A 24,846-nucleotide genomic window follows, 5' to 3' on the forward strand; every position below is an offset into this window, starting at 1 on the left:
CATACTTCTACATCAACTGCATCTCCCGCAACCCCTGGCGTAGTCTTTTGGCCTCTTCGGGATTATAGCTTTCATGAAGGGCGATCGCTTTTCTAAAAGCTGTTAAACTATCTTGATGATTGCCAACTTTCAGCAACACTACCCCTAAATTTTGATAGGCTTCGGCATAGTTGGGATTTAAGCTGATTGCATTTTGATAATATGCGATCGCGTCTGTAAATAAACCCAAAGCTTTAAATATCATCGCTAAATTATAATGTCCAACAACAAAAGTCGGGTCAATTTTCAAAGTTGTGGCGTAAGCAGTTTTTGCACCGTTGAAATCTCCTGCTGCTTTGAGTAAGTTACCCAAGTTGTTGTATGCTCCTAATTTGAGCATCGGGTAAATTGGCAATTTGATCGCAGCTTGATAGTGCGAAATAGCCTGTGGGGATTTTTGCAATCGACTGTAGGCAATGCCTAAATGATAGTGGAGTTCATATAAAATATCGTAGTTTTCTTCAGCCGCAGTGATTCCTCGTCTCAGCAACTCCATACCTTGGGAAATTTTACCAGTTTCCACATACAATGCCCCTAATTTACTGCAAACATAGGGATCATCAGGATGAGTGGCGAGAAACCCTGACATCGCCGTAGCTGCTTTAGCATATTTGTTATTTTGAGCGATCGCACTTTTTTGATATCCTGTGTGTAAAAGTGCTACCCCTGGTAAATAACCTACTTGCCAATGGGGTTCTTTGGTTAAAATTGCTGACACACTATCATCTACCAAGGCATGGTAAGGACGGTCAAAATGAATATCTGGATGATTACGGAACAGCCTGGAAACCAGAGAATAAGGAGATTGTTCTGCACCAACTTCCTGGCGAACGAGGTTGATCAGCAGGTATTCATCTCTAGCGATCGCCTCTCGCAACTGCGATACAATTGCTGATGTCAGAGTTTCATCAGCATCTAATACCAAAATCCAATCACCAGTGACATATTTTAGAGCGGCATTGCGGGCAGCACTGAAGTCATTACACCATTTAAAATGATGGACTTTTGCACCGAGTTGTTGGGCAATATTGGGAGTGCGATCGATTGAGCCTGTATCCAAGACTACCATTTCATCCACTACTTTTCTGACACTGTTCAGGCATTTGGGTAGTGTTGCTGCTTCGTTTTTCACAATCATGCACAGACTGAGTTTCATATTGCCAATAAATTCTGGGTTGCGATTTTTTGCTTGCTGTTGTTACCAACTGTTATTTGTGCCGATATAGGATTCAGATGATATCTGGCGATTTTTATAACAAGGTACATCATAGTCCCCTCTCGAAGAGCGGGGAGGGGGTTGGCGGTGGGGTTCTTGTACCTCACAACGGACGAGAAGCGCTATATTTGCCATCAAAAATCCTTAAGTTCTACTTGTTAGAGAAGCTTACTGAAACTAAGTCAAGATATATCTATTTTACTTCCTTGACAATTTTTCTAAATAAGGCTAAAAAATCTTAACAGGGTGAGGTGTCATAAAGCCTCCTATATCAAGCTGTAAAGTGTAATTTTGAAGCGTGTTACATTATTTACACATCATCTACATAGTAGTGAAAACAAGTAATTTCTCATAGTTAATTTTCTGTGACAAAAATCGGATACACGACTTTTTTCCGGTTTTTATAATTATAATACACATTATATAAAGAGTCATATATGTATGAGAGATTCATTCGCCAAAACAGCAAATTTAGTTCGCCGAAATATCAAAGAATATTTGCGATCGCTTAACAATTGGTTTTTAGATACACCAGAAAGGGCACTCTTAGAAGCTCAACAAGCAGCTCAAAGAATTAAAAATATTGAGAGAGAACATTTTGATAACAAAAAAATATCTTCAGAATCAGTAAAATATACTGAAACCGTGATGTCTTACTGGCAAGTATACCTTGATAAAAACTTAACTATTATCAAGCTCAGACTTGCAGAATTCCGGCTTAGTCGGGGAATTGTCAATATATCTAATTCTGTTTTATTAGAAAAGCTGAAGATTATTGATGAAGTTGTCGAGAAGTACGCTATCAAAGATAAACTAATTGCTCCTAGCGAATTAGTATCAACTTCTCAAGCCAGACAAATTAACCGAATCAAAATCAATAAACAGCCAGACTTAGCTAATATTAATGATATTGAATCAACATCTCCATCTCAAACAACTGGAGCCGTTCCGAGGTCTATAGGCCAAACAGTTAATAGAATTAAAGCAGATTTTGCCCCGCAGACAGAAGAAGAATTTATCAGAAATTACCGAAATTCTCGAAATCGGACAAAAATTGCTCTGAGATTTCTCATAACTCTAATTATTGTACCCCTTTTAGCTCAGAACTTATCTAAATATTTTTTAGTAATTCCCATACTAGAAAGGATTAGAGGAGATAATCAAATTCAAATTTTCATCAATTCTGATCTGGAAAAAGAAGCTCTCCTGGAATTACATAATTTTGAGCAAGGATTGAGATTTGAATATTTACTCAAGCAAGCACCTCCACTTGATTCAGAGGTAATCAAAGAAAAGATTAAAGACAAAGCAATGGAAATAGCTGAGGGATCTCACATTAAGAGTAATAGCGCTCTTAGCAATGTTTTTGCAGATTTAATCTCACTATTTTCTTTTGGTATAATCATCGCTCTGAACAAAAGAGAAATTGTGATTCTCAAGTCTTTTATGGATACCATTGTCTATGGTCTAAGTGATAGTGCAAAAGCTTTTTTAATTATTCTGTTTACAGATATATTTGTCGGATTTCACTCACCAGATGGGTGGGAGGTCATTCTTGAGGGGTTTGCAGAACATTTAGGTCTGCCAGCCACTAGAAATGCAATCTTTTTCTTTATTGCGACATTTCCGGTGATTTTAAACACTATCTTTAAATACTGGATATTCCGCTATCTAAGTCGTTTATCCCCATCGGCATTAGCGACATTAAAAGAGATGGACGAGTAATTGATAGTTCATAATACCCTAGCCGATTTAGTCATTGGTACGTTCTCGTAGCCGTAAGATGAGTTAAAATTCTTTAATTAATAAATCATAACTTTTAGAAATTAGCACTTTAAAATGTGCTTGGGTATAAACAGCCGTTAGGAAATTTTATACATGAATCACGATGCTTTCATTGTTACACCAGGTTCAAAGATTTCTCTGAAAAAAAACTATGACCCAGCCTATAAGACCGATTTTCATCAAAAAACTGATGCTGCAAGCAAATTACAGGCAGATATTGAACGAATAGCAAATTACCAAAATATTCTTTATGCTCAAAATACTTATGCCTTACTGATTATTTTTCAGGCAATGGATGCTGCTGGCAAAGATAGCACAATTAAACATGTGACCTCTGGTGTGAACCCGCAAGGATTTCAGGTGTTTAGTTTTAAAAGTCCCAGTGCAGAAGAATTAGACCATGACTACCTGTGGCGAACAACGAAGGCTTTGCCAGAAAGAGGTCGAATTGGGATATTCAACCGTTCATATTATGAAGAAGTGCTTGTGGTTCGTGTCCATCCAGAAATGCTTAATAAACAAGAACTTCCCCACTTACCTGAAGGAAAGAAGATATGGAAACAGCGCTTTGAAGAAATCAATAATTTTGAAAAGCATTTGGTAAACAATGGTGTAATCATCCTGAAGTTTTTTCTAAATGTCTCGAAATCAGAGCAGAAAAAACGCTTTTTAGAACGGATTGAATATCCTGAAAAAAATTGGAAGTTTTCAGATAGCGATGTTCGAGAACGAGCTTTTTGGGATGATTATATGAATGCTTATGAAGAAGTTTTTAACTATACTAGTACTAAATGGGCACCGTGGTATATTATTCCTGCCGATCGCAAATGGTTTACACGTCTGGCAGTGGCGAATATTATCTGCACAAAATTACAAGAACTAAATCTGCAATACCCGACAGTTAGTGAGGAACATAGGCAACAACTTTTACAGGCGAAACGCATTCTAGAGGAGGAAGATTAAGACATAAATTTGATAGTTAAGGCAAAAAATCCTGAATTACAATATCCTGTATAATTAATTTAAACAACGATAAAAAATTGTAACTTTATTAATTGCTGTTTGTAACTAAAGAAGTTACCTAGATAGTTATAGCTGCAAAATCATGATTCAGATGGCAGAAGATGGCAACAATCATCTACCTCACTTTACTAATGCTGCCTTTGATATTGTGGCGATCGCAGCCTCAGCAGGCGGTCTAACTGCTTTAATTAAGGTGCTATCGACTCTACCCAAAGAATTTACAGCCGCGATCGCCATTGTCCAACACCTCGGTCCCCAACACCGCTCGTTCATGGCAGAAATTCTCAGTCGGCGCACGGATATTAGTGTGAAACAGGCAGAAGAAGGAGATTGCCTTACCCCAGGAAAGGCTTACATTGCTCCACCTAATCATCATCTGTTAGTTAACAGTGACGGCACACTTTCCTTATCACAGTCAGAATTAGTACATTTTTTACGTCCTGCGGCAGACCTGTTATTTGAATCAGTTGCAGCCACTTACAAAGACAGAGCGATCGCTATTGTGCTAACTGGAACGGGTAGCGACGGCGCGATGGGAGTAGAAGCAATTAAAAAAATGGGCGGTACTATCATTGTCCAAGATGTAGAAACCGCCGAATTTTCCGGGATGCCCTCCGCCGCAATTCAAACTGGCAACATAGATTTTATTCTTCCCCTTGATCAAATCTCCAGCGCCCTGATGACTTTGGTCATGGGAGAATGTTGAAATATAATTGAGATATTATATAGGACTAGTATTTGATTTTTGAAATGCACGTAGTAGACCCTCTAGGCTAAAATAGTGCATTAGACGTAGGTTGGGTGGAACGGAGCGCAACCCAACTGATTATCAGGATGTTGGCTTTGGCAAAGCCTCCAACGCCACTTGCTACAACGCTCTTAACCCGCGCAACGCAGTGGCTCCCCAACCGACAATTTTTTTGCAACATTCTAGCCAAGAGGGTCTACTACAAGACTACCGAGATTTTTTCAGAAATCAAATATGATTCCTATACCAGTCCTAACAACTGCCTCAGAATGAATTCTAAGGCTAATAGCTAAAGTCGTCTAAAGACGACTGAATAAAAAGACTTTTAATCTAAAATCGCAAATCTAAAATCCAAAATTGGTATGACTTCCGCAGAAATAAATCCCGAATTTGAAAATCTCCTGATTTATCTCAGACAAAACCGGGGATTTGATTTTACAGGCTATAAGCGCTCGACTTTGATGCGTCGGGTACAGAAGCGGATGCAGTCATTTAACATAGAGAAGTTTGAAGAATATTTAGATTTTTTAGAAGTTCATCCAGAAGAATTCAATTATCTTTTCAACACTATCCTAATTAACGTTACCGCTTTTTTTCGAGATTCATCAGCTTGGGAATACATAGCAGAGCAAATACTGCCTAATCTGATTAGGAATAAAAAAACTTCTGACCAAATCCGCATCTGGAGCGCTGGCTGTGCTTCTGGGGAAGAAGCTTATACCCTGGCAATGTTGATGGCTGAAATGTTGGGAGCAGACGAATTTCGCCAACGAGTTAAAATCTACGCCACAGATGTAGATGAAGATGCTCTCAACCAGGCACGTCTTGCTGTGTATTCAGCAAAAGATATCCAGACAGTGCCAGATGAACTGCGGCAGAAATACTTTGAGGTTGCCGGCAAGTGCTATGTCTTCCGCCCAGACTTGCGCCGCTCAGTAATTTTTGGTCGCCACGATCTGCTTCAGGATGCGCCGATTTCGCGCTTAGATTTGCTGGTTAACCGCAATACATTAATGTATTTTAATTCTGAGACTCAAGGGCGAATTTTAGCCCGGTTTCATTTTGGATTAAATGATAATGGCTATCTGTTTTTGGGGAAAGCAGAGATGCTACTGATGCATTCTAATTTGTTTACGCCACTGGATTTAAAAAACCGGATATTTACTAAGATATCGTCGGTGAATATCCGCGATCGCCTCTTAATTATGGCAAATTCAGTAGATGAAGAATCTAGCAGCCGTTTGTCTCGACACCTCCGGCTGCGAGATATGGGTTTTGACACAGCACCAATCGCCCAATTAGTCATTGATATCAATGGCACTCTGATCATGATGAACGAGCAAGCGCGGAGTTTGTTCGCCCTTTCCACCAAAGATTTAGCCCGTCCCTTCCAGGATTTAGAACTTTCCTATCGACCAGTTGAGTTGCGATCGCTAATTGAACAGGCTTATACTGAACGCCGCCCGATCACTCTGACAAATGTAGAGCGCCATTTGTCAAACACAGAAACCCAATATCTGGATGTGCAAATTACGCCTTTGCAAGAAACAGACACCAGTTTCTTAGGTGTCAGCATCGCCTTTGGTGATGTCACCCGTTACATTAAACTCCAAGAGGCGCTGCAACGCTCCCAACAGGAATTAGAAACTACCAACGAAGAACTACAATCTACTAATGAAGAATTAGAAACCACCAACGAAGAACTACAATCTACTAATGAAGAATTAGAAACCACCAATGAAGAACTACAATCTACTAATGAAGAATTGGAGACGATGAATGAAGAGTTACAATCTACTAATGAAGAATTACAAACAATTAATTACGAACTGAGCGATCGCACCACAGAACTTAATCGCACTAACATTTTCCTGATCTCTATTCTCAGAAGTCTCCAAACTGGAATAGTGGTAATTGACAGCAGCTTTAAGATTTTAATTTGGAATTACATGGTAGAAGATTTATGGGGCTTACGAACTGATGAAGTTCTAGGACAGTCTATCTTCAGCCTAGACATTGGGCTACCCGTCGAGCAGTTGCGATCGCCCATCCGCGAATCCCTATCGGGGAAAAAGCTTTTTCAAGAAATGATCCTCAATGCTACCAATCGTCGGGGTAGACAAATAAAATGTTATCTGGCAATTACTCCTCTGCTTGGGATTGAAATGCAGGGAGCAGTTTTGATGATGGCAGATGTAGAGAGAGTCAATAGTATGATTTCTACTCAAGATATGGAGTCACGGCGGCACCAGGATTAACTAGCGATCGCACTAGAATCATCTTTAACATTTAATAGAAATGTATTTATTATTTAGCCGATTGTTTCTTTTCTAATTTCTTCAATATCTTGCCAAAATTCTGCTCTTCTTACATTTTTTAGAGACTCTTGGCGTTCTTTTGTATAATTACCAGAACCCCAACCCATTTCTTGTAAAAAGCGAATTGTGTCAAGTTGTCCCAACTCTTTAACTAAGGCTTGATAACCTTTTGTGCGTAATTCAATGAGTGTCATTTTCATCATCTCCATTTAATAGAAAAGTATTCATTAACCAAGTAACAGGGTTTTCTAATTTAACTTGTAATATATTACTATATTTAATTGCTTTTTTGAGTAATCTATCATCAGTTGTTAATAATATATCTATTTTAGCAGATTCAGCACAAGCGACATGAAAAGAATCATAAAGACTAAACCCTAACTTCTCTAATTCTTGGGAACGTTTATCTATTTGTTCATTTAAAATTATTTGAGAATTAACTAACTTTAATAGTTCTCTAATTTCTTTGAATTTATCAAGATTAGTCATTTTTCTTAACTCTGCTTCAATAGCTTCGCTACTGACTAATTTATATTTTCCTGATTTAACCTGCTTTAAAATTTTAAGAACTGCTTCACCTTCTAAACGATTTCTATCATAACTCCAATCATCAAAAGGGCGATTTAAACAACAAACATCAAGATAAATAAAATAAGATTTGCTCACTCTATATCTTCTCCTTCCAACCGCAGGAAATGAACACGCCCTGATGTGTCTCCTGCTATAATCATGAATCCATCTGGGGAAATAGCACAACAATTTATAGGACTGTCACCAGTAAAAGTAGAGATTGCCTTTCCTGTTTCCAAATCCCACAGCCTCCCTATGGCAGGGGTTTAAAAACTCAAGTACGCCCCAAAGAACCTGAACAATTTCTGGATTCCTTACTAGTCACTGGTTTAATTGAAGCTCGCTCTCATGAACGCCTGGGACTATTAGCTGCTCACTGCCCAGAGGCAGAGTTAGCAAAATTTTATTGTGAGTTAGGACTTACGCAAAATGACACGCGCTCTGGGACAATTCATGTAGACGAAGGCTGACCGCAGGGTATCGCCCCTAAAAAGAAAATCACGGTTTCGGCTATTGTTTGCGTAAGTCCTGTGAGTTAATGGCATCCGAAGCGCGTCACTACGGTATATATTGGGTTTTAGCTGCTACTTACTTCGACAAAGAAATTGTCATGCAACAGCTTGATCAATTAGCAATTGTCGAAAGTGAGTTGCTGGCGACTTTGCACCCAGAACCTAGAATTCACAGTTAGTAGACTAACCCAACAGATATGAAGCTTCAGTTAACACACCTGAGACTACTTGTCTCCAACTACAAAGATTCTTTTCTGTTCTACCGGGATTTGCTGAAATTTGATGTCGATTGGGGCGATGAAGATAGCGGATATGCTGAGTTTAATACCGGATATCTCAAGCTGGGTTTGTTCAAAAAGGAATTAATGGCTGAAGTAGTCCCAAGAATCGAACAGCCTTCATACGTTGCCAATCGAGATAAAATTGTCTTGATTTTCGCAGTCGATAACGTGGATGAGGTCTATGAGCAACTAAAAGATCACAATGCGATCGTTGTGACTCAACCACAAGATCGCCCAGCCTGGGGAATCCGCACAGCTCATTTTCGCGATCCTGATGGCAATCTCATCGAAATCTACAACAATCTCGGAATTATCAGTTAAAGATGACTTTTTTCAGTACTGGCAGAATTCACGCCTTGAGAGTACCGCCTGAAATCGACTCTGCCAGAAAAGCTATTTGCTGGGTAAATTGGAATATAGATATAGATGCGGAAAAATTTTCTGTGTAAACTTGACCAGCAAATGGTGATGAAAAACTATTATCAAGATTTTATAATTCGTGATTGGGTGGAAAGCGATCGCACTAGAGCCGCCGAAGTCATCAGTTATGTATTATCAGAATACGGTCTAGGTTGGGAACCAAAGGGCGCTGACCGAGATGTGTTGCAAGTAGAGGAATATTATTTAGCCACTGGGGGAGAGTTTTGGGTAATTGAACACCAAAGCCAGTTAGTAGGTACTGGAGCATACTATCCTATACAGCGTGGCGAAAAAGCTGTAGAAATCCGCAAAATGTATCTTTTGCCCAGCATTAGGGGTTTGGGACTGGGGAAATATTTGTTACAACAGCTAGAAGTAGCGATCGCAGCGCGTGGTTTTGGGCAAATTTGGATTGAAACCGCCAGCGTTTTGGTGGAAGCAGTCAAGCTATATGAAAGCAACGGCTACACTCCAGCAACAAAAGTAGAAACGCCAAGGTGCGACCGCGTGTATGTTAAGTCACTGCACAAGAGTTATGAAGTTTGAACTCCTAACTCCTGTACAGACGCGATTAATCGCGTCTCTGCTGCTAACTTCTAACTCCTAACTCCTAAAATGCACACTTGGATTAAAAATCTCACAGGCTTACTCAATCTTTTTCTCCAATCCCATTGCCCCCTATGTCAACGCGCAACTTCCCAAGAATTCTGTCAGAACTGCACCAGACAACTGCAAAAATGTCAACGGAAAGACCCGATTTCTCTATGGCAAGAGCCAATACCAGTGTTTGGCTGGGGGGAGTATATTGGCCCGGTGAAACGGGCGATCGCGGCGATGAAATACGAAAATCAACCCCAAATAGCTCGTCCTTTAGGTCAATGGTTAGGAGAAGCATGGTTGTTAAATTCACCGAGGCGAGATAGCCGGGCTGTGGTAGTTCCCATCCCACTTCACCCTAGCAAACAAAAGCAACGTAAATACAATCAAGCCGCACTGATAGCACAAAGCTTCTGCGAAATAACTGGATTAAAATTGAAACTAAACGGTTTAGCAAGAGTGCGAGAAACTGAAGCGCAGTTTGGTTTGTCGGTATCTAAACGAGAAAAAAACTTGGATAAAGCTTTTGCTGTTGGGCAAGAATTTCGCGATCGTCCTCCAAATGTCCCAGTGCTGTTAGTTGACGACATTTATACTACTGGTGCTACTGCCAGGTCTGCTGTGCAAACACTTCGTCAGCATGGAATTGCAGTTTTAGGATTAGTAGCAGTAGCCACTACGGTTAAAGACGGATAAATCAAGAATTAATGGGCAAGCTTTGGCAGAGAATCATATAAATTGACCGAATTACTCTATTTTTGGGGAAAAATTGCTTGAAATGTATGAATAAAGTTTTTGAGGCAGGTTTAAAACAACTGATTATCATTCCTGCCACATTGCTGGCAATAGGCATAAGTACAAGCGCAGCTTTTGCTCAAAATAAGTTGTATAGTCCAATCCCTTTATCTAGCAGTAGTGAAATTACTGATAGCCTCTCAGACAAAGACATTCCTACAGGTCAAGGTGGGTTTGCCCGTGATTACACAGTGAAGTTAGAGAAGGGCGATAATTTAGCAGTTGACCTGTCATCAGAAAACTTTGACACCATGATCATACTGCTGGCACCTGATGGTTCGACTTTGGCAGAAAATGATGATGGCCCTGATGGTACTAGTAATTCCCTACTATTTACTCGCATCGTCGAGACAGGGAATTATGTTATTCGTGTCCGGTCTTTTGGGGAAACTGGGGTTGGGGCTTTTAAACTCAAGGTGACAAAGTTGCAACCGATTAAATGAAATGAGCATGGGGCATGGGGCATGGGGCATTGGGCATGGATTATTTTCCTCATCCCCCTTATCCCCCTCATCCCCACATCTTAAAAAACGGTTAGCAGGCAGAGAAATAAGGCTTCAGTCCACTCAACGACTGCGCCGTAGGTATCTCCAGTGTGTCCGCCTAATTTGTGGTTGAACCATACACCAGTTAAAGTGGCGATCGCACTTCCAGCGACTATCATTGTCAGTGCGAGAAATAACTGCTGTTTATCTATCAGCCAAAGTAAACCACTCAAACCAAACAACAAAAATAATCCCGGTAACAAATCTTTGTAAGAACGAATCGCTTGTTTGTGAAATGCACCTTTACCAGTTGGTTTCAGATAAGGATATCGTGCGATCGCTAGCTGTTGTCCCCAGCGTCCCCAGCCACAAGCAGCCATCAGCAATAACCAACGGTTTTCTGGCATATCTGTCAAAGCTGTTATTTTCAGTGTCACCAAGGCGATCGCTGTCATTGCCCCAAATGCACCTGTAGCACTATCTGCCATCACCTCCAGTCGCCGATCTGGGTCGCCCACTGCCAAACCATCGGCAGTATCCATTGCCCCATCTAAGTGTAGTCCTCCAGTTATGGCAATCCAAACACTTACTACCAAAGCACTACGAGTTAACACTGCCATACCAATGTAACCCATCCCGGTATCTAGTAATCCTAAAATTCCCCCAATTATCAACCCTACAAGCGAAGCAAGACGCGCCACTCCCCGAAAGTCCAATCCGTTCAAATACGGCATTGGAATAGTAGTGTAAAATATAATACTAGCTGCCAACTTTAACAGCAGCTTTTTCCACCACTGTTGCTGTTTCGTCATCTGAATTACATTAATATTTGGTTAATTGCTGGATAATAGTTTAATTTCGGTACAAGCGACATAAGCGGACTTTAAAGCTTTAGATAAGATTTACTTCATATTAGAAATTCTCACTGAAAATTTTGTTATCCTGATCTAAGTGGTAACTAAATACAGCTTAGTTATTTTTTATACAAAAGAATGTGATTTAGGAAATTACAATTCCATCAGCGATCAAAATTTGAGTTTTGTATTTGTTAATTAAAAACTTACTCCAAATTAATTAGACGATTGCCCCACAAAATTGATATTTTTTTAAATGTGGGAGTAAGCAAGCTATTCAATTATGACAGTTTAGCTATGTTGTCACTCTCCTTAGCTCAATCGCTATTTTCCTATGAGTCACCATCTACCCGACATCAGGATACCAGCCCCGTGCATTATTAACACGGGCATCATTGTAAATAAGCTCGACATCCGGCGATTGCTGACAGATTTAGGTCGAGTCCACTACATCTACACCCAAGAAGATAAGGTACTGAGCGAGGGTGAAGGGGATGTGATGGAAGTTTTTGCTAATCCGCAAAGGTCTACTTTAGTGGCTAACCATGCGCTATATTTGAATGTTTGTAGTTTTGATTACTTGGAATTAAAACAGTCGTCGCAACAAGAAACCTATTTTGATTTGATGCAGGATGGGGTTTGTCTGCGGTTGATTCCCCGCTCAACCCCTTTACAAGAGCGACGAGAGCGAAACTTCAATGTCAGCGCCATAGAAGCGATGATGGAGCAAGTACTCTCAGCTAGGTGGGATGCAGAAATTGACGATGACTGTTCTGATTCTTTCTAAATAACAATTATTCCAGTATATACTCGTAAAGTTGGTAACTAAGTTAGTCGTGAGTGCTTAAGTGTTCATTAAACCTCAATTACCAGTTTTTATGTTTGTCCATAATTTAGCCAAATAATCTTAATTTTGCCCTAATACCATTTGGTTTTATGGCTGCTAGTTATGGATTTCTGAAACTCTTTACCGATTAGCGTCTCACAATCCAAAATCTAAAATCGTTCGGCTGAGGCTCACGACAAGTCTAAAATCCCAAATGGCATGAGTGCGAATTTTTCCTTTGAATGTCTTGCTTGCTGTAGTCAGACAAAAGCTAGAGCCGGAGTGTTTTTTACTCCTCATGGTGTTGTAGAAACCCCCAGATTTATGCCAGTGGGAACGCTGGCAAATGTCAAAACTATTACCCCAGCCCAGCTACGAGATACTGGGGCGCAAATGATCTTAGCCAATACTTATCATCTTCACCTACAACCAGGAGAAGCGATCGTGGCTGGGGGTGGTGGGTTGCACAAATTTATGGGTTGGAACGGGCCGATGCTCACGGATTCGGGTGGGTTTCAGGTGTTCAGCTTAAGTGAGATGCGGAAAATTACTGAAGAAGGCGTAACTTTTCGCTCGCCCCATGATGGACAAATTATTAACTTAACACCTGAGCTATCCATTCAGATTCAAAATACTTTAGGGGCAGATGTAATCATGGCATTTGATGAGTGTCCGCCCTATCCAGCGACTCGCCAAGAGGTAGAAACGGCAACTGAGCGCACTTATCGCTGGTTAGAACGCTGCATAACGGCTCATCAACGCAGTGAGCAGGCTTTGTTTGGGATTGTGCAGGGGGGCGTGTATTTGGATTTGCGTTGCCGTGCAGCCCAAGCTTTGGCTAAGTTGGATTTGCCCGGTTATGCCATTGGTGGCGTGAGTGTGGGAGAACCGCCGGAAATGATGGCTGAAATTGTAAAAGTGACAGCACCGCTTTTACCACCGGAAAAGCCGCGTTACTTGATGGGTGTGGGTACTTATCGGGAAATGGCGATCGCGATCGCATCTGGGGTAGATTTATTTGATTGCGTAATTCCCACACGCTGGGCCAGACATGGGACGGCAATAGTCCAGGGCGGACGCTGGAATTTAAAAAATGCTAAGTTTCGTGAAGATTTTGCGCCCTTGGATGAAACTTGTTCCTGCTACACTTGTCAAAATTTTAGCCGTGCTTATGTATCTCATTTAGTGCGATCGCAGGAAATTTTAGCTTATACCTTGTTGAGCATTCACAACATTACCGAACTAATTCGCTTTACACAAAAGATTCGAGAAGCAATATTGAGCGATCGGTTTGTCACAGAATTTGGTCACTGGCTTAACTCATCTGAATCAGCACCAGATGAGGGGGAAATTACAAATGACTGTTGACCAATGACTAAGACCCAAACCATGTTAAAATATATCTCAATTATGAAAGCTGTGTTGGATAGGTGGATTTAAACAAACATGGAAGCAGCACTTTTATTAGCAAAACTGCCTGAAGCTTACCAAATCTTCGATCCTTTGGTAGACGTTCTCCCAGTCATCCCTGTATTCTTCTTGTTGCTTGCTTTCGTTTGGCAAGCAGCCGTGGGATTTAGGTAAGTTAATCATTTTTGAATTTATAGGACAGGTAGTTTACCTGTCTTATTTTTTTGTGACACCATATTTGATAAAATTAATATTTATTAATATTTTGTAATGAATTAAGATAATAAATAAGATATGAATCAAGCTATGTCAATATGAAGCCTTGAAAGCCAAGCTTAGAGTCAAGGAGGAAACAGTTATGGGTAATATCAAATTCGTTAAAGAAAATAAAGAAGTAGTGGCGGCGGATGGTGCAAATCTCCGGCTCCAAGCGATGCAAAATAACATTGATATATATACATTAATTGGCAAGATGACGAATTGCGGTGGTAATGGTCAGTGTGGCACTTGCGTTGTCGAGATAGTCGAAGGACTAGAAAATCTTTCCCCTCGCACAGACGTAGAAAACCGGAAATTCAAGAAAAAGCCGGAAAATTACCGCCTTGCCTGTCAAACTTTAGTGAATGGCTCTGTAACTGTAGTCACCAAGCCTTAAATTCTCAAATCTGCCATTGCTTCCACTTCTATCCAGTCAGTAGTCAAAATACTTACCAAAATTGAGTTTCCTCTCTACGAGACGCTACGCGAAAATTTTGAATTGGTATTGGTAAACTTCTCTGATTTTATAGACAGACTTTGCCATTCATGGTAAATTATCTATAAAATAAAACTATATTCTCAAGAGTCGAAGACATCTGAATGTTGGGTGAGAATCCTTTTGGGGTGCGAAGTCGGTAAACAATCCGAATCTATAGGAACTAAAAAGTAAATCACATCAGATCGAGATAATCAATCAGAGAATAAAAGGCAAGAAAGAATAAAAGCAATCCCTAATGCTTTGGTTGATGGGATAAAGGGGATTGTAGTTTCCCCAGTAAGGGTAAAAACTTACAAACTAATTAAATAGATATTTGTCTATATAATTAGAAACTATAATTCTGTCATTGATGATGCTATCCTAATGTTGTTGACTGGAAATTTAAGAGAGGTTTTCTTGCCATGCAAGTTAATGACCTGGGGTTCATAGCGAGCATTTTGTTCGTACTGGTTCCCGCCGTGTTTTTACTAATTCTGTACATCCAAACTGCTAGCCGCGAAGGTGGAAAAGATAGTTAAGAGTTCCTGTATAAAATAAATAACCCCTGCACTATTAGTGTAGGGGTTTTTATTTTTTAACTGCTAACTCTATTTTGACTTTAAGCGATTGTCCGCGCCAACAATACCGGACAAGTCGCATTGACTCGAACATAGTCAGATAAGGAAGAACCGATGAGTCTATCTATATCAACAAAACTCTTAGCGATGGATGGACGACGATCTGGAGAACCGAGCAATAATAAGTCTATATTCAACTGTTCTGCCAACCGACAAATTTCTTCACCGGGTTTGCCACTGCTGATATAAGAACGAGATTGAATGCCCTGTTTTTGCGCTTCTGCAACTGCGGCTGCCAAAACTGGATTTTTGTCTGAGTTAACCTCGGTTATTTCCGATTTTTTACCGCCTAAATCTGTATTAATATTTGCCAAAATTAACTGGCCGCCCTGAATATCTCGCAACAAGAATAGAGCCAATTTCAAGCAATTTTTTGCTGAATCTGAGTTATCTATTGCCACCATAATGCGCGTAATTTTTTTCACATAAATGTCATCTTTTACCAGCAACATGGGGCGAGAAGATAGTTGGAAAACATACTGACTAACTGAGTTCGATAAAATCGATTGCAACCGCTTCAGCCCGCGTGAACCCATAATAATCAAGTCAGCGTCGATTTCATCAGCTACTTGGCAAACCACATCTTTGGGGTCGCCTTCACGCAAAATTGAAGAAACCTGGCTAGGATCTAAGTTCAAAGTTTGAATGGCATTCGCCAGAATTTTACCACCATTTTCCCATTTAGCTGTCATGTTAGCAGCAGCATTTTGTGCAGAAACAACATGCAAAATTGTAACTTTTGCAGATTGAATTGAAGGGATTTCTTTTAGGGTTTTGAGCATTTCTTCTGCGTGTCCCAATCCCGATACAGCCAGCAAAATTCTTCTGATCATCTTACGTAATTTTTGTTAAGTTTACTGCCTTGCTCGACAACGTAGTTAGTAGTTGGCACAAATAAACTTTGTTTTTTAGTATTTAACACTCAAACGAATGGTAAAGTATAAAAAACTAAACAAATATTTAAGTTTATTTGCACTTAGTTACTTAAATTATCAACTAGATTTCACTTATTAAGCATACTCTCAATTTAGCGTGAAGAACTTAATAAATTATGATGTTAGTTATCATTTTTAATCTATGTTTACTTTTGTTAATTAATTTTTTTGAGAGTTAGTTAAACGAAGATTCGATTAATTAAGCAGGAGTAAATAAAATGAAAAATGGAATGCGGAAAATATTCTGAGTCCAAAAGGAAGAGTAGCAATTGTTACAGGTTCGAGTAGTGGCATCGGTTATGAAACGGTGCGGGTTTTAGCCCTGAGAGTGTCAATATCCCTTTCCCCCCTAAGAACTGTGCTTGGCAAATACGCTAAGTCAATAGTTTTGACGTATTATATATTAGATACACAAATATTAGGTCAGATAAAAAACTATATGTGAGGTAGCAAATGGTTCAATCACAAGCAAGCTCTTTTGATGCAATTAGTCCAACAGCTTTGATGGTAGCTTATACTAGGCAGTTTACTGATATACCTTATGGCAAGGAATTAGCTCAATTAGTTAATGCCGAAAGCTTCATAGAACAACTACAACAAAAAAAATTAACTCAGCCTGCGGAAGTGTCTGTTCTTGTTGAGGCCCGTTACAAAGCTGTTAATCAAGTAATATCTCAACACTTGCAATTTGAGACTACCCAAATTATCGAGTTAGCATCTGGATTATTACCTCGTGGTATGGCAATGTCTCAAAATAAAAATATCACTTTTGTTGAAAGTGATTTACCTGCAATGATTAGTCAGAAGCAGCAAGTAGTAAAACGATTGATTGGAGAACAGCAGAATTTGTATTTTGAAGCAATTGATGCTACTAACCAACCTAGTCAGTTTCCTTTGAACGTAAATTATTTACATCAAAACCAACCTGTAGTTGTTTTATGCGAAGGATTGTTAACATACCTAACCTTAGCAGAAAAGCAAAAGGTGTTTGCTAATGTTCGTGAGATACTGCGAGTTTACAGCGGTGCATGGATTACACCTGACCTAACCACTTTTGATGGCTTGAATCAACTACGGCAAATTAGTCCTGGGTTGCAAAGACTCAATCAAACTGCAAGTAATGTCTCAGGTCGAGCTATTAATAATTATCACTTTGAAAACATCGACCATGTGAAACAGTTCGCTTATGAACAAGGGTTTGATATTAAAGAATATAGTATGCTCGAAGTGATGAATCAAATTACTTGTTTAAAGCCTTTAGGGATTGAGCTGGAGGTTGTTAAATCAATGTTGGCTATTGGCTCTACTTTTGTTTTAACCATTATTTAAAACCTGCCATTTCCCTGAACAATGTGCTTAACGGTGGTCAAAGTTTCCAGGCTGATAAATCCCCGGCGATGACCTTTTTGGTTAGACATGCCGAGAAACACTGAATCTCCCCGCGAAGGATTGCGGGAAAAACGCGGGGAAGTGTTGATGTAGGTAGAGGCACTGTTAACTCCCAAGGCAAACTGCCGACTTTCCTGGTAAGATTCAGTCACGATAGAGTCGGCATGACCACTGCTGTATTCATTAATCCAGGCGATCGCAGTCTCTAAGCTATCCACTAGTTTAAAAGCTACTGTCCTAGTTAAATAAGCGTTTCCCCATTCGCCTTCTTTCACTAGCTGCAACTGCGGAAAGGCTTTTACCAGTTCTGCATCCCCTTTAATTTCAAAGCCTTTTTCCATCAAGCTATTCCACAGAACGGCTAAAGATGATGGCAAGGCTTGGCGATGAATCAGTACCTTTTCAATGCCATTAACTTGGTCTGGTTCGCTCTGATGGCTATCAAGAATCATCAAGCGCACCATTTCCAAGCTGCTATTGGGCGACCAGTAGAGATAACAGTTACCCATCGCCGACTTTAAAACTGGGCAAGTTGACTGTCGTACTACCTGCTGCACTAAGCTAGAACGTCCGTAGGGAATCACTAAATTCACGTACTGGTCTTGGGTGACTAAATCCCGAATTGAAGCACCATGTTCGGCTGTGATCAGTTCTAGACAGCCCGGAGGTAGTCCAACTTCTGCGATCGCATTTTGCAGTACTTCAGCGATCGCCGCGTTAGAATGGCTAGCTTCAGTACTGCCTTTGAGAATTAGACAATTGCCAGTTTTGATACAAAAACCCGCTGCGATCGCCCCTAAATCGGGAAACGCTTCATAAATAAATCCAATCACTCCCAAGGGCATTAACTGGGTGTAACTCTGGGAATCTGCCAGTTGATAATCAGCAGTTCTGACGCGCCGCAGCGGATCTGATAATTCCCCCAACCGTTGTAAAATGTCTACTGTCATCTCTAGCCTTTTGGGAGTCAGCTTCAGCCAGTCTAATATCAACTCTGGCACTGCCATTTCCCGACTGGCTTCTAAATCCAAGGTATTGGCTTCTAGAATGTCGTCAAATGAGCGCTCAAGGGCTTGTGCCATCGCCAATACTGCACGACTCCGGTCTGCTCCCTTTGTGATCCCCAACTTTCGGGAAGCTTGATAGGCTCGTTGGGCGCTAGTAATCGGTTCGGGGTAATCATCCAAAACTTCAACAGTCATTGAGTTAACGTCTGTAGGTAAGCCAGACCATTAGTGCTGGTAAGATAGCCAACAGCACCGCCACCATTGCCCAAGCAATAATGCTGGAACCATTTGCTAATCGCAGTGCTAATGGTAGCCATATAATCACTAGCACGAAAATAATCCCCAGCGCTATAGGTAGATAGCTTTCTCCCAAGCGGGGATGGACAACATGCCAACTATTTCCCATCCAACGCCAAGCCCGCTTGTAGGGATAGGTGGTAGAAAGCTGTTCTAGGACATGACCATTATCTTCTACGACAAAGATTTGCTGACAGCGATCGCAACCAAATGCATCTGTCAGCGTAATCGGAATTAACTGACCCCGGCGACGACAGGGACAGGGGTATTCAGCATTGAAGTCGATTTTTTCGGGTTTTTGAGATTGCACAAGCGTTCTAATAACTTGAGCGTGTTTTACATGAACTGCGAGAATATAATCCTTTGGTAAATGCCTTGAAGGCTTCTCTATTTATATCAATAGCCAGGCTAGGCAAACATCGCCATGATTGCAAACCATAGATAGAATCATCTTTGAGTGTTGTAATTGCCGTATCCACATGGGGATATCTGTTTGTAGTTTTTCCCTGTAGCTGGCAATCTTGTTTAAAAATTTCCTTCTCTCCATCTGTCGCTTCAAAGGTAATGTGGTTGCGTTTTTGGGCATTCATTGTACTGATATACCTGTTAAAATTCTAAGCCTACGTGGCGATAAGCACTCCTAAAACAAATCCTTTGGGAAGGCTACGCTTATAAACAACAGATACAAGCAAACCCTAGATTTTACTTTCGCTCACTATATATTACTATCCACTTATCAAGGTTAGATCGGGATTATTTCCAATCTGTATTCCTTGTAGTTAACAAGCGTTGCGAGAGCGGGAATTCTCAAAACATCTAGAGCGTGTGTGTTGCTCTTTTCCCAAATAGATTGTGGAGCTTCACTGCTAAAAGACGCTTTGCACCTGACAATACTACTATTTAACTAGCCACCTTTAGTCTAGTGTAATACATACACTTACATAAAACGAATTGATTACACCTATAAAGATTGTAGTCAAACTAATGGATATCTAGACTAGTCTAGAGCTGGGTTTTATATTTCTTAGCAAGTAGGTAACGTGATTTGAATCCACAATATTCAAATTTAGACAGTAGATGATTTTTTTGTTTAAACTGTCCACATTGGGAGTGGTTCACAGGAGGGTAGCGCAAATCGACGAAAAACTTAAATGCACCTTAAAAATACTAAACCTCTTAGAATTTTTAACTCTAAGAGGTTTTAGTTGGAAGCGGGCAACGCGATTCGAACGCGCGACATTCACCTTGGCAAGGTGACGCTCTACCACTGAGCCATGCCCGCATTTATCATCTGAATATCAATATCCCAGATTTATCTCTAATTGTCAACCCATTAATTTGGTCATTAGTGAATAAGAAAGGACAAATGACAAATGACGCACTATGTAACAGGACTTACGCAAACAATAGCCGAAAAGAATGATTTTCTTCTTAGGGGCAATTGATGAATTGCCCCAGAGTGCGTCTAGTTTTGTGTAAGTCCTATGTAAATACAGCACGGCGGAAATAAACCACCTATTCCAAATCAATACAACTCTTGGAGAAGCTACGCCAACCGCAAGCTCAGTAACCATAAAACGCTTACGCTGTATACCTGTTTGAATTTTGTTAGCGAGTCCGCGTATTCCTGCAAAGAAACAAGCTACGCGCAGCCTCTTGTAGATAAGGGTCTCGTAAAGAGCGTCATTTTGAATTCCGCCTTGCGGTACTAGCCTAGTTCTTCTGACTCCGCAGTTAAATTGCCGAGGCTGGCACTTTGAAAAGAGGCCGGCAAAGAGTGGCTATTACCAGAATATGGTTCTGCCAGATTAGAACGCAGTTGCCGCATGAGGCTGGCCATTTCTAGGGCATTCATAGCATAATCCCAGCCATGATTACCTTTGATGCCTGCCCGTTCTAAGGCTTGCTGCATAGTATCTACTGTCAAAATGCCAAAAATTACTGGCACCCCAGTTTGAAAGCTAGCGGCGGCAATGCCTTTAGAAACTTCTGAAGATACGTAATCAAAATGGGGTGTTTGCCCTCGAATGACTGCACCTAGACAAATTACCGCATCATAACGATGGGAAAGAGCTAGTTGACGAGCTACTAGAGGTACCTCAAAACTTCCCGGAACCCAAACATAGTCCACCTGATTACCGTGGGGGTTAGGGTCTACACCGTGGCGTTTCAAGCAATCTTGACATCCCTCTAGCAGCTTTCCGGTAACAAGGTCATTGAATCGACCAATCACCACTGCAAACCGCAAAGGCTCCGTTTGGGTAAAAGTTCCCTCGAAAACTGCCATGATTGCCTCTTAATGAACTATACTTCTGGCCAATATACATTTCTTCTTTAAATGTAGAGGAGCAGGAAAGCACTGTCAGAAAAAAGGAAATCCGAAAAAATTTCTCCTTTTTTCCTTTGGTCTTTGACTTTGGCTTTTCTGCTCCTCTAGTTCTTATATTATGTGGCTGCGCCAGAGCGAAGCCGTCGCCTACACGACAAAAAAGTTTAAGAAACCAACTAAAAATACCAAACCAATCCAGACGCCGGAACCAACCCAGAGTAGTTTTTTAGATTCAACCCAATTTTGGGGAGTCGCGTAAGCAACGGGAACCCCAACAACCAGGACAAAAGACAATAGGACTAGACCTATCAAGGCAAATTGGAATATTATAGTCATTTTTGCTTCTCCCAATACAGCTAAACAGTGATATATCCTACACTAACAGTAAGCTGTACAGTGTAGGCAACGAGCTTGACTCTTGCTATTGCATAGGAGACTTCCAGAAGCTCTGGTTTTATGTCCCCGTGATGCCCTACAGCCGACAGTTTGATTTTTTCTTCCTTTTAGTACCGCTTCTAAAAATCTCTGCACCCATTTTAGCTAAAGATCGACACTGACACTTTTTTCTTGTTTTTAAATTACCAGAAATTACTACATTTGAGTCCTTTGTCTAAGTACTAATGACCAATGACTAATGACTATGGATTTAATTCTTTGCCACACAACAGCAGATTTTGACGCACTAGGAGCAGCAGTAGGGCTAACACGCCTACTACCGGGAAGTAAGATTGTGCTGACTGGCGGTTCTCACCCTGCTGTACGGGATTTTTTGGCATTGCATCGGGATGAATATCCGTTGATTGAACGCCGTTCGGTGAATCCAGAAAAAATTCGTTCTCTGACTGTGGTGGATACGCAACAGCGCGATCGCTTGGGTAAAGCTGCCGAGTGGTTAGATTTGCCCGATTTAAAAGAGATTATAGTTTATGACCATCACTTAGGACAAGAATCAGATATTCCCGCCACGCGATCGCATATTTCCTCAGTGGGAGCGACTACAACTTTAATTGTTGAGCAATTGCAACAACAGCAAATTTCCCTGACTCCTGCCGAAGCAACTGTGATGGCTTTAGGTATCCACGTTGACACTGGCTCTTTGACCTTTGACCAGTCTACACCACGGGATGCTTTAGCTTTGGCTTGGTTGATGCAACAAGGTGCCAGTTTATCAGTAATTTCTACCTACCGTGACCCTGGCTTGTCTTTACAATTGCAGCAGCTATTAACTGAAGCGCTGGAAAATTTAGAATATCTCTATCTACATGGATATACGGTTGCTTGGGTAACTCTGAAAACAGATAGTTTTGTGCCGGGGTTATCGAGTCTAGCTTCGGAACTCGTGGAATTAACCGAGATTGATGCCATACTATTAGCGAATGAGTATCCTTTGGGTGAAAGTGATTCACGCTTAACAGTAATTGGGCGATCGCAAATTCCCAAAACAAATCTCAACCTATTATTCCAACTCTTGGGCGGCGGTGGTCATTCCCAAGCCGCATCATTGAACTTACGTAAAGTAGATTCGCAGGCAATATTAAAACAACTCCTGGACGGAGTAAAAGCACAAATTCCCCATCCCCCCACTGCTAGGGATTTGATGTCTTCTCCTGTCCGCACTATTCTGCCTGAAACCACAATTGCCGAAGCCCAGCGCATTTTATTACGCTATGGACACTCTGGTTTATCTGTAGTTGATGCTCAAAAGCAACTGGTAGGTATTATTTCGCGACGGGATATTGATATCGCCTTGCACCACGGATTTAGTCATGCGCCAGTTAAGGGTTACATGACAAGAAATCTGAAAACAATTATGCCAGATACAACACTGCCAGAAATTGAGTCGGTGATGGTGACTTATGATATCGGACGCTTACCAGTACTGGAGAATGAGCAGTTAGTTGGTATTGTCACTCGTACTGATGTATTGAGAGAATTACATCAGGAAAGAGAAGAGGAGAGGGGAAGAGAGGAACAGACAAAGACGGGAAGAAGGGGGGAAAGTAATCTTAATCTCCCTGAATTGCAGAATAAACTTGCTCCTCGATTGTGGCAACTACTTACGACAGCATCGCAAGAGGCAGAAAAAAGGGGTTGGCATCTTTATCTAGTGGGGGGTGCAGTGCGCGATTTGCTATTAGCCCAAGCATCGGGCACTTTGATGATTAAAGATATTGACCTTGTGGTTGATGGTTTTCACAAATCAGCAGATGTCGGTGCTGGTGTGGAATTAGCAAAGGCACTACAACAACTTTACCCTGCGGCTCGCTTAGAAATTCACGGGGCTTTTCAAACTGCCGCTTTGTTGTGGCACAAAGACCCGGAATTAGATTCTCTATGGGTAGATATTGCCACCGCTAGAACAGAATTCTATCCTTATCCAGCCGCAAATCCAGAAGTTGAGGCGAGTTCCATTCGCCAAGATTTGTATCGCCGAGATTTTACCATCAACGCCCTCGCCTTGCGCCTGACTACTCCCCGTGCTGGTGTAGGGGCGCAGGCTGCTGCACCCCTACTTGACTTCTTTGGGGGCTTAATCGATTTACAAGCTAAACAAATTCGGGTTTTACACGCCAATAGCTTTATCGAAGACCCCACCCGGATTTATCGTGGTGTGCGCTTTGCTGTGCGCTTCGGATTTCAGATTGAACCGCAAACTGAAGAGTTTATCCGCTATGCCATCAACAGTGGCGTTTACGATCGCACTGCTCAAGAGAATAGCAGAACTCCAGCCTTGCAAACTCGACTGAAAACAGAATTAAAGCACATCCTAGAAGCCCGCTACTGGAAATCGGCTTTGCAGTTACTCGATAATTTAGGGGCGTTGCAATGTATCCATCCTAGCCTGAAGCTAGATATGGAAGTCATACGACAATTACGTTTGCTAGAACGCTGTTTGCGGCGATTTGACCCGCAACCAACCCTTATCCATTGGGAAATGCGCTTAGAAACGTTAATCGCCCACCTAGCACCAGAATATCGGCCGAAAGTAGCAAAAAATCTGCAATTACCAGAGGATAGCATTGCTAGGCTGAAGAACTTAGCTCAAGTGCAAACTGAGGTGATGACATTATTACCCACTTTGCAACGCCCCAGTCAAGTAGTGCAGTTGTTGCGACAGTGCGATTTATCAATACTAATTTTAATCGCAGTGCAAAGTCCGCGAGAGATTAGACATCAGATTTGGGAATATTTGACTGTTTGGGCGAATGTGCAGCCACTATTGAATGGCAATGATTTAAAGAAACTTGGTTACAAACCAGGGCCGCAGTATCGGCAAATCTTAGATGATCTACTTGCTGCTACCTTAAATGGAGTAATTAAAGATAGATTTGAGGCTGAGGAGTTTTTAGCACAACACTATCTTAAATGAATTAGTGAAGCGATCGCACATGTATTTGGGGAGTGTTGAGCAACTATCTGACTGAGGAGAATTAAATCTTAACATTATTTTTAAAATAGAAATCGCACTATAATTAACGCTTTGTAAAGACAGGCGATCGCCTATGACATTATATGCGATCGCAATAGTCTAAATTGTAGGGCTATTTTATTCTATTTTTTCTTAGCCTAATTTGATTTGGATAGATAGGATTGACATTTTCATCAATCAGATATTTCAGCGTCATGCTTGCTGTT

General features: G+C 41.0%; 25 protein-coding genes, 1 tRNA gene and 2 pseudogenes. 17 read left to right on the top strand and 11 right to left on the bottom strand.

Features of this window, described 5'->3' with window-relative positions:
• Positions 1–7 precede the first annotated feature (7 nt).
• Positions 8–1,195 carry a tetratricopeptide repeat protein gene (locus tag HWQ38_RS39835; protein WP_292805986.1) on the bottom strand — a complete coding sequence of 396 codons (1,188 nt, stop codon included), beginning with the start codon at positions 1,193–1,195 and terminating at the stop codon, positions 8–10.
• A gap of 501 nt (positions 1,196–1,696) precedes the next feature.
• On the opposite strand from HWQ38_RS39835, the gene HWQ38_RS39840 reads away from it, so the two are divergent.
• From HWQ38_RS39840 to HWQ38_RS39855, 4 genes are all read left to right on the top strand, one after another.
• On the top strand, positions 1,697–2,980 hold the full coding sequence (locus tag HWQ38_RS39840) for a proton extrusion protein PcxA (RefSeq protein WP_292805989.1): 1,284 nt from the start codon (positions 1,697–1,699) through the stop codon (positions 2,978–2,980).
• A gap of 153 nt (positions 2,981–3,133) precedes the next feature.
• Positions 3,134–4,003 carry a polyphosphate kinase 2 family protein gene (locus HWQ38_RS39845; protein ID WP_292805992.1) on the top strand — a complete coding sequence of 290 codons (870 nt, stop codon included), beginning with the start codon at positions 3,134–3,136 and terminating at the stop codon, positions 4,001–4,003.
• Positions 4,004–4,145: 142 nt separating this feature from the next.
• On the top strand, positions 4,146–4,769 hold the full coding sequence (locus HWQ38_RS39850) for a chemotaxis protein CheB (RefSeq protein WP_292805994.1): 624 nt from the start codon (positions 4,146–4,148) through the stop codon (positions 4,767–4,769).
• Between the two features lie 404 nt (positions 4,770–5,173).
• Positions 5,174–7,069 (top strand): CheR family methyltransferase, encoded by a 1,896-nt coding sequence (locus HWQ38_RS39855; RefSeq protein WP_292805997.1) that lies wholly within the window; start codon positions 5,174–5,176, stop codon positions 7,067–7,069.
• Between the two features lie 53 nt (positions 7,070–7,122).
• On the opposite strand, the gene HWQ38_RS39860 is transcribed toward HWQ38_RS39855, so the two are convergent.
• Positions 7,123–7,323 carry a hypothetical protein gene (locus HWQ38_RS39860; RefSeq protein ID WP_292806000.1) on the bottom strand — a complete coding sequence of 67 codons (201 nt, stop codon included), beginning with the start codon at positions 7,321–7,323 and terminating at the stop codon, positions 7,123–7,125.
• A complete protein-coding gene (locus HWQ38_RS39865) occupies positions 7,310–7,795 on the bottom strand; it encodes a PIN domain-containing protein (protein ID WP_292806003.1) in 486 nt (161 codons plus the stop codon). The genes HWQ38_RS39860 and HWQ38_RS39865 overlap by 14 nt, the downstream gene beginning before the upstream one ends.
• Before the next feature lie 152 nt (positions 7,796–7,947).
• Between HWQ38_RS39865 and miaE (HWQ38_RS39870) the strand changes: the two are divergent.
• The 6 genes and pseudogenes from miaE (HWQ38_RS39870) to HWQ38_RS39895 all read left to right on the top strand — a co-directional run.
• A pseudogene (gene miaE, locus HWQ38_RS39870) lies at positions 7,948–8,106 on the top strand (tRNA isopentenyl-2-thiomethyl-A-37 hydroxylase MiaE); the annotation flags it as partial.
• Positions 8,107–8,234: 128 nt separating this feature from the next.
• A pseudogene (gene miaE, locus HWQ38_RS39875) lies at positions 8,235–8,390 on the top strand (tRNA isopentenyl-2-thiomethyl-A-37 hydroxylase MiaE); the annotation flags it as partial.
• 18 nt (positions 8,391–8,408) lie between these two features.
• Positions 8,409–8,813 carry a VOC family protein gene (locus HWQ38_RS39880; protein WP_292806006.1) on the top strand — a complete coding sequence of 135 codons (405 nt, stop codon included), beginning with the start codon at positions 8,409–8,411 and terminating at the stop codon, positions 8,811–8,813.
• A 147-nt stretch (positions 8,814–8,960) separates the two neighbouring features.
• On the top strand, positions 8,961–9,458 hold the full coding sequence (locus HWQ38_RS39885) for a GNAT family N-acetyltransferase (protein ID WP_292806179.1): 498 nt from the start codon (positions 8,961–8,963) through the stop codon (positions 9,456–9,458).
• 69 nt (positions 9,459–9,527) lie between these two features.
• Entirely contained in the window at positions 9,528–10,205 is a 678-nt protein-coding gene (locus tag HWQ38_RS39890; protein WP_292806009.1) for a ComF family protein, read from the top strand.
• Positions 10,206–10,291: 86 nt separating this feature from the next.
• Positions 10,292–10,747, top strand: coding sequence for a PPC domain-containing protein (locus tag HWQ38_RS39895; protein ID WP_292806012.1), 456 nt, complete (start codon positions 10,292–10,294; stop codon positions 10,745–10,747).
• 80 nt (positions 10,748–10,827) lie between these two features.
• On the opposite strand, the gene cobS is transcribed toward HWQ38_RS39895, so the two are convergent.
• Positions 10,828–11,601, bottom strand: coding sequence for an adenosylcobinamide-GDP ribazoletransferase (gene cobS, locus HWQ38_RS39900; protein ID WP_292806015.1), 774 nt, complete (start codon positions 11,599–11,601; stop codon positions 10,828–10,830).
• Positions 11,602–11,977: 376 nt separating this feature from the next.
• On the opposite strand from cobS, the gene HWQ38_RS39905 reads away from it, so the two are divergent.
• The 5 genes from HWQ38_RS39905 (at position 11,978) to psbM (ending at position 15,154) form a co-directional block, all read left to right on the top strand.
• Positions 11,978–12,430 carry a hypothetical protein gene (locus HWQ38_RS39905; RefSeq protein ID WP_292806018.1) on the top strand — a complete coding sequence of 151 codons (453 nt, stop codon included), beginning with the start codon at positions 11,978–11,980 and terminating at the stop codon, positions 12,428–12,430.
• Positions 12,431–12,688: 258 nt separating this feature from the next.
• Entirely contained in the window at positions 12,689–13,837 is a 1,149-nt protein-coding gene (gene tgt / locus HWQ38_RS39910) for a tRNA guanosine(34) transglycosylase Tgt (RefSeq protein ID WP_292806021.1), read from the top strand.
• 78 nt (positions 13,838–13,915) lie between these two features.
• Complete coding sequence (locus tag HWQ38_RS39915) at positions 13,916–14,053, top strand: photosystem II reaction center protein K (RefSeq protein WP_006195022.1); 138 nt, start codon at positions 13,916–13,918, stop codon at positions 14,051–14,053.
• 184 nt (positions 14,054–14,237) lie between these two features.
• On the top strand, positions 14,238–14,534 hold the full coding sequence (locus HWQ38_RS39920; RefSeq protein ID WP_292806024.1) for a 2Fe-2S iron-sulfur cluster-binding protein: 297 nt from the start codon (positions 14,238–14,240) through the stop codon (positions 14,532–14,534).
• A 503-nt stretch (positions 14,535–15,037) separates the two neighbouring features.
• Complete coding sequence (gene psbM, locus HWQ38_RS39925) at positions 15,038–15,154, top strand: photosystem II reaction center protein PsbM (RefSeq protein WP_084227279.1); 117 nt, start codon at positions 15,038–15,040, stop codon at positions 15,152–15,154.
• A gap of 80 nt (positions 15,155–15,234) precedes the next feature.
• Here the strand turns inward: psbM and HWQ38_RS39930 are convergent, their stop codons facing one another.
• Positions 15,235–16,086, bottom strand: coding sequence for a universal stress protein (locus HWQ38_RS39930; RefSeq protein ID WP_292806027.1), 852 nt, complete (start codon positions 16,084–16,086; stop codon positions 15,235–15,237).
• Positions 16,087–16,641: 555 nt separating this feature from the next.
• On the opposite strand from HWQ38_RS39930, the gene HWQ38_RS39935 reads away from it, so the two are divergent.
• The gene (locus tag HWQ38_RS39935) at positions 16,642–17,517 is read left to right on the top strand and encodes a class I SAM-dependent methyltransferase (RefSeq protein WP_292806030.1); all 876 of its coding nucleotides are present in this window, start codon (positions 16,642–16,644) and stop codon (positions 17,515–17,517) included.
• On the opposite strand, the gene HWQ38_RS39940 is transcribed toward HWQ38_RS39935, so the two are convergent.
• The 6 genes from HWQ38_RS39940 to psbZ all read right to left on the bottom strand — a co-directional run bounded on the left by HWQ38_RS39940 (position 17,514) and on the right by psbZ (position 21,546).
• The gene (locus HWQ38_RS39940; protein WP_292806032.1) at positions 17,514–18,779 is read right to left on the bottom strand and encodes a glutamate-5-semialdehyde dehydrogenase; all 1,266 of its coding nucleotides are present in this window, start codon (positions 18,777–18,779) and stop codon (positions 17,514–17,516) included. The two genes, HWQ38_RS39935 and HWQ38_RS39940, sit on opposite strands and share 4 nt — an antisense overlap.
• Before the next feature lie 4 nt (positions 18,780–18,783).
• Positions 18,784–19,191, bottom strand: a complete 408-nt coding sequence (locus HWQ38_RS39945; RefSeq protein WP_292806035.1) for a hypothetical protein — start codon at positions 19,189–19,191, stop codon at positions 18,784–18,786.
• Positions 19,192–19,198: 7 nt separating this feature from the next.
• A complete protein-coding gene (locus HWQ38_RS39950; RefSeq protein WP_292806038.1) occupies positions 19,199–19,471 on the bottom strand; it encodes a hypothetical protein in 273 nt (90 codons plus the stop codon).
• A 620-nt stretch (positions 19,472–20,091) separates the two neighbouring features.
• A tRNA-Gly gene (locus tag HWQ38_RS39955) sits at positions 20,092–20,163 on the bottom strand.
• A 426-nt stretch (positions 20,164–20,589) separates the two neighbouring features.
• Entirely contained in the window at positions 20,590–21,168 is a 579-nt protein-coding gene (gene ribH, locus HWQ38_RS39960; protein ID WP_292806041.1) for a 6,7-dimethyl-8-ribityllumazine synthase, read from the bottom strand.
• Between the two features lie 189 nt (positions 21,169–21,357).
• A complete protein-coding gene (gene psbZ / locus HWQ38_RS39965; protein WP_292806044.1) occupies positions 21,358–21,546 on the bottom strand; it encodes a photosystem II reaction center protein PsbZ in 189 nt (62 codons plus the stop codon).
• 304 nt (positions 21,547–21,850) lie between these two features.
• Here psbZ and HWQ38_RS39970 point away from each other — a divergent pair, with 304 nt between their 5' ends.
• Positions 21,851–24,580, top strand: coding sequence for a CBS domain-containing protein (locus HWQ38_RS39970; protein ID WP_292806182.1), 2,730 nt, complete (start codon positions 21,851–21,853; stop codon positions 24,578–24,580).
• Positions 24,581–24,846 lie beyond the last annotated feature (266 nt).

This window comes from Nostoc sp. NMS7, assembly GCF_017115085.1.
Lineage (GTDB): Bacteria > Cyanobacteriota > Cyanobacteriia > Cyanobacteriales > Nostocaceae > Nostoc.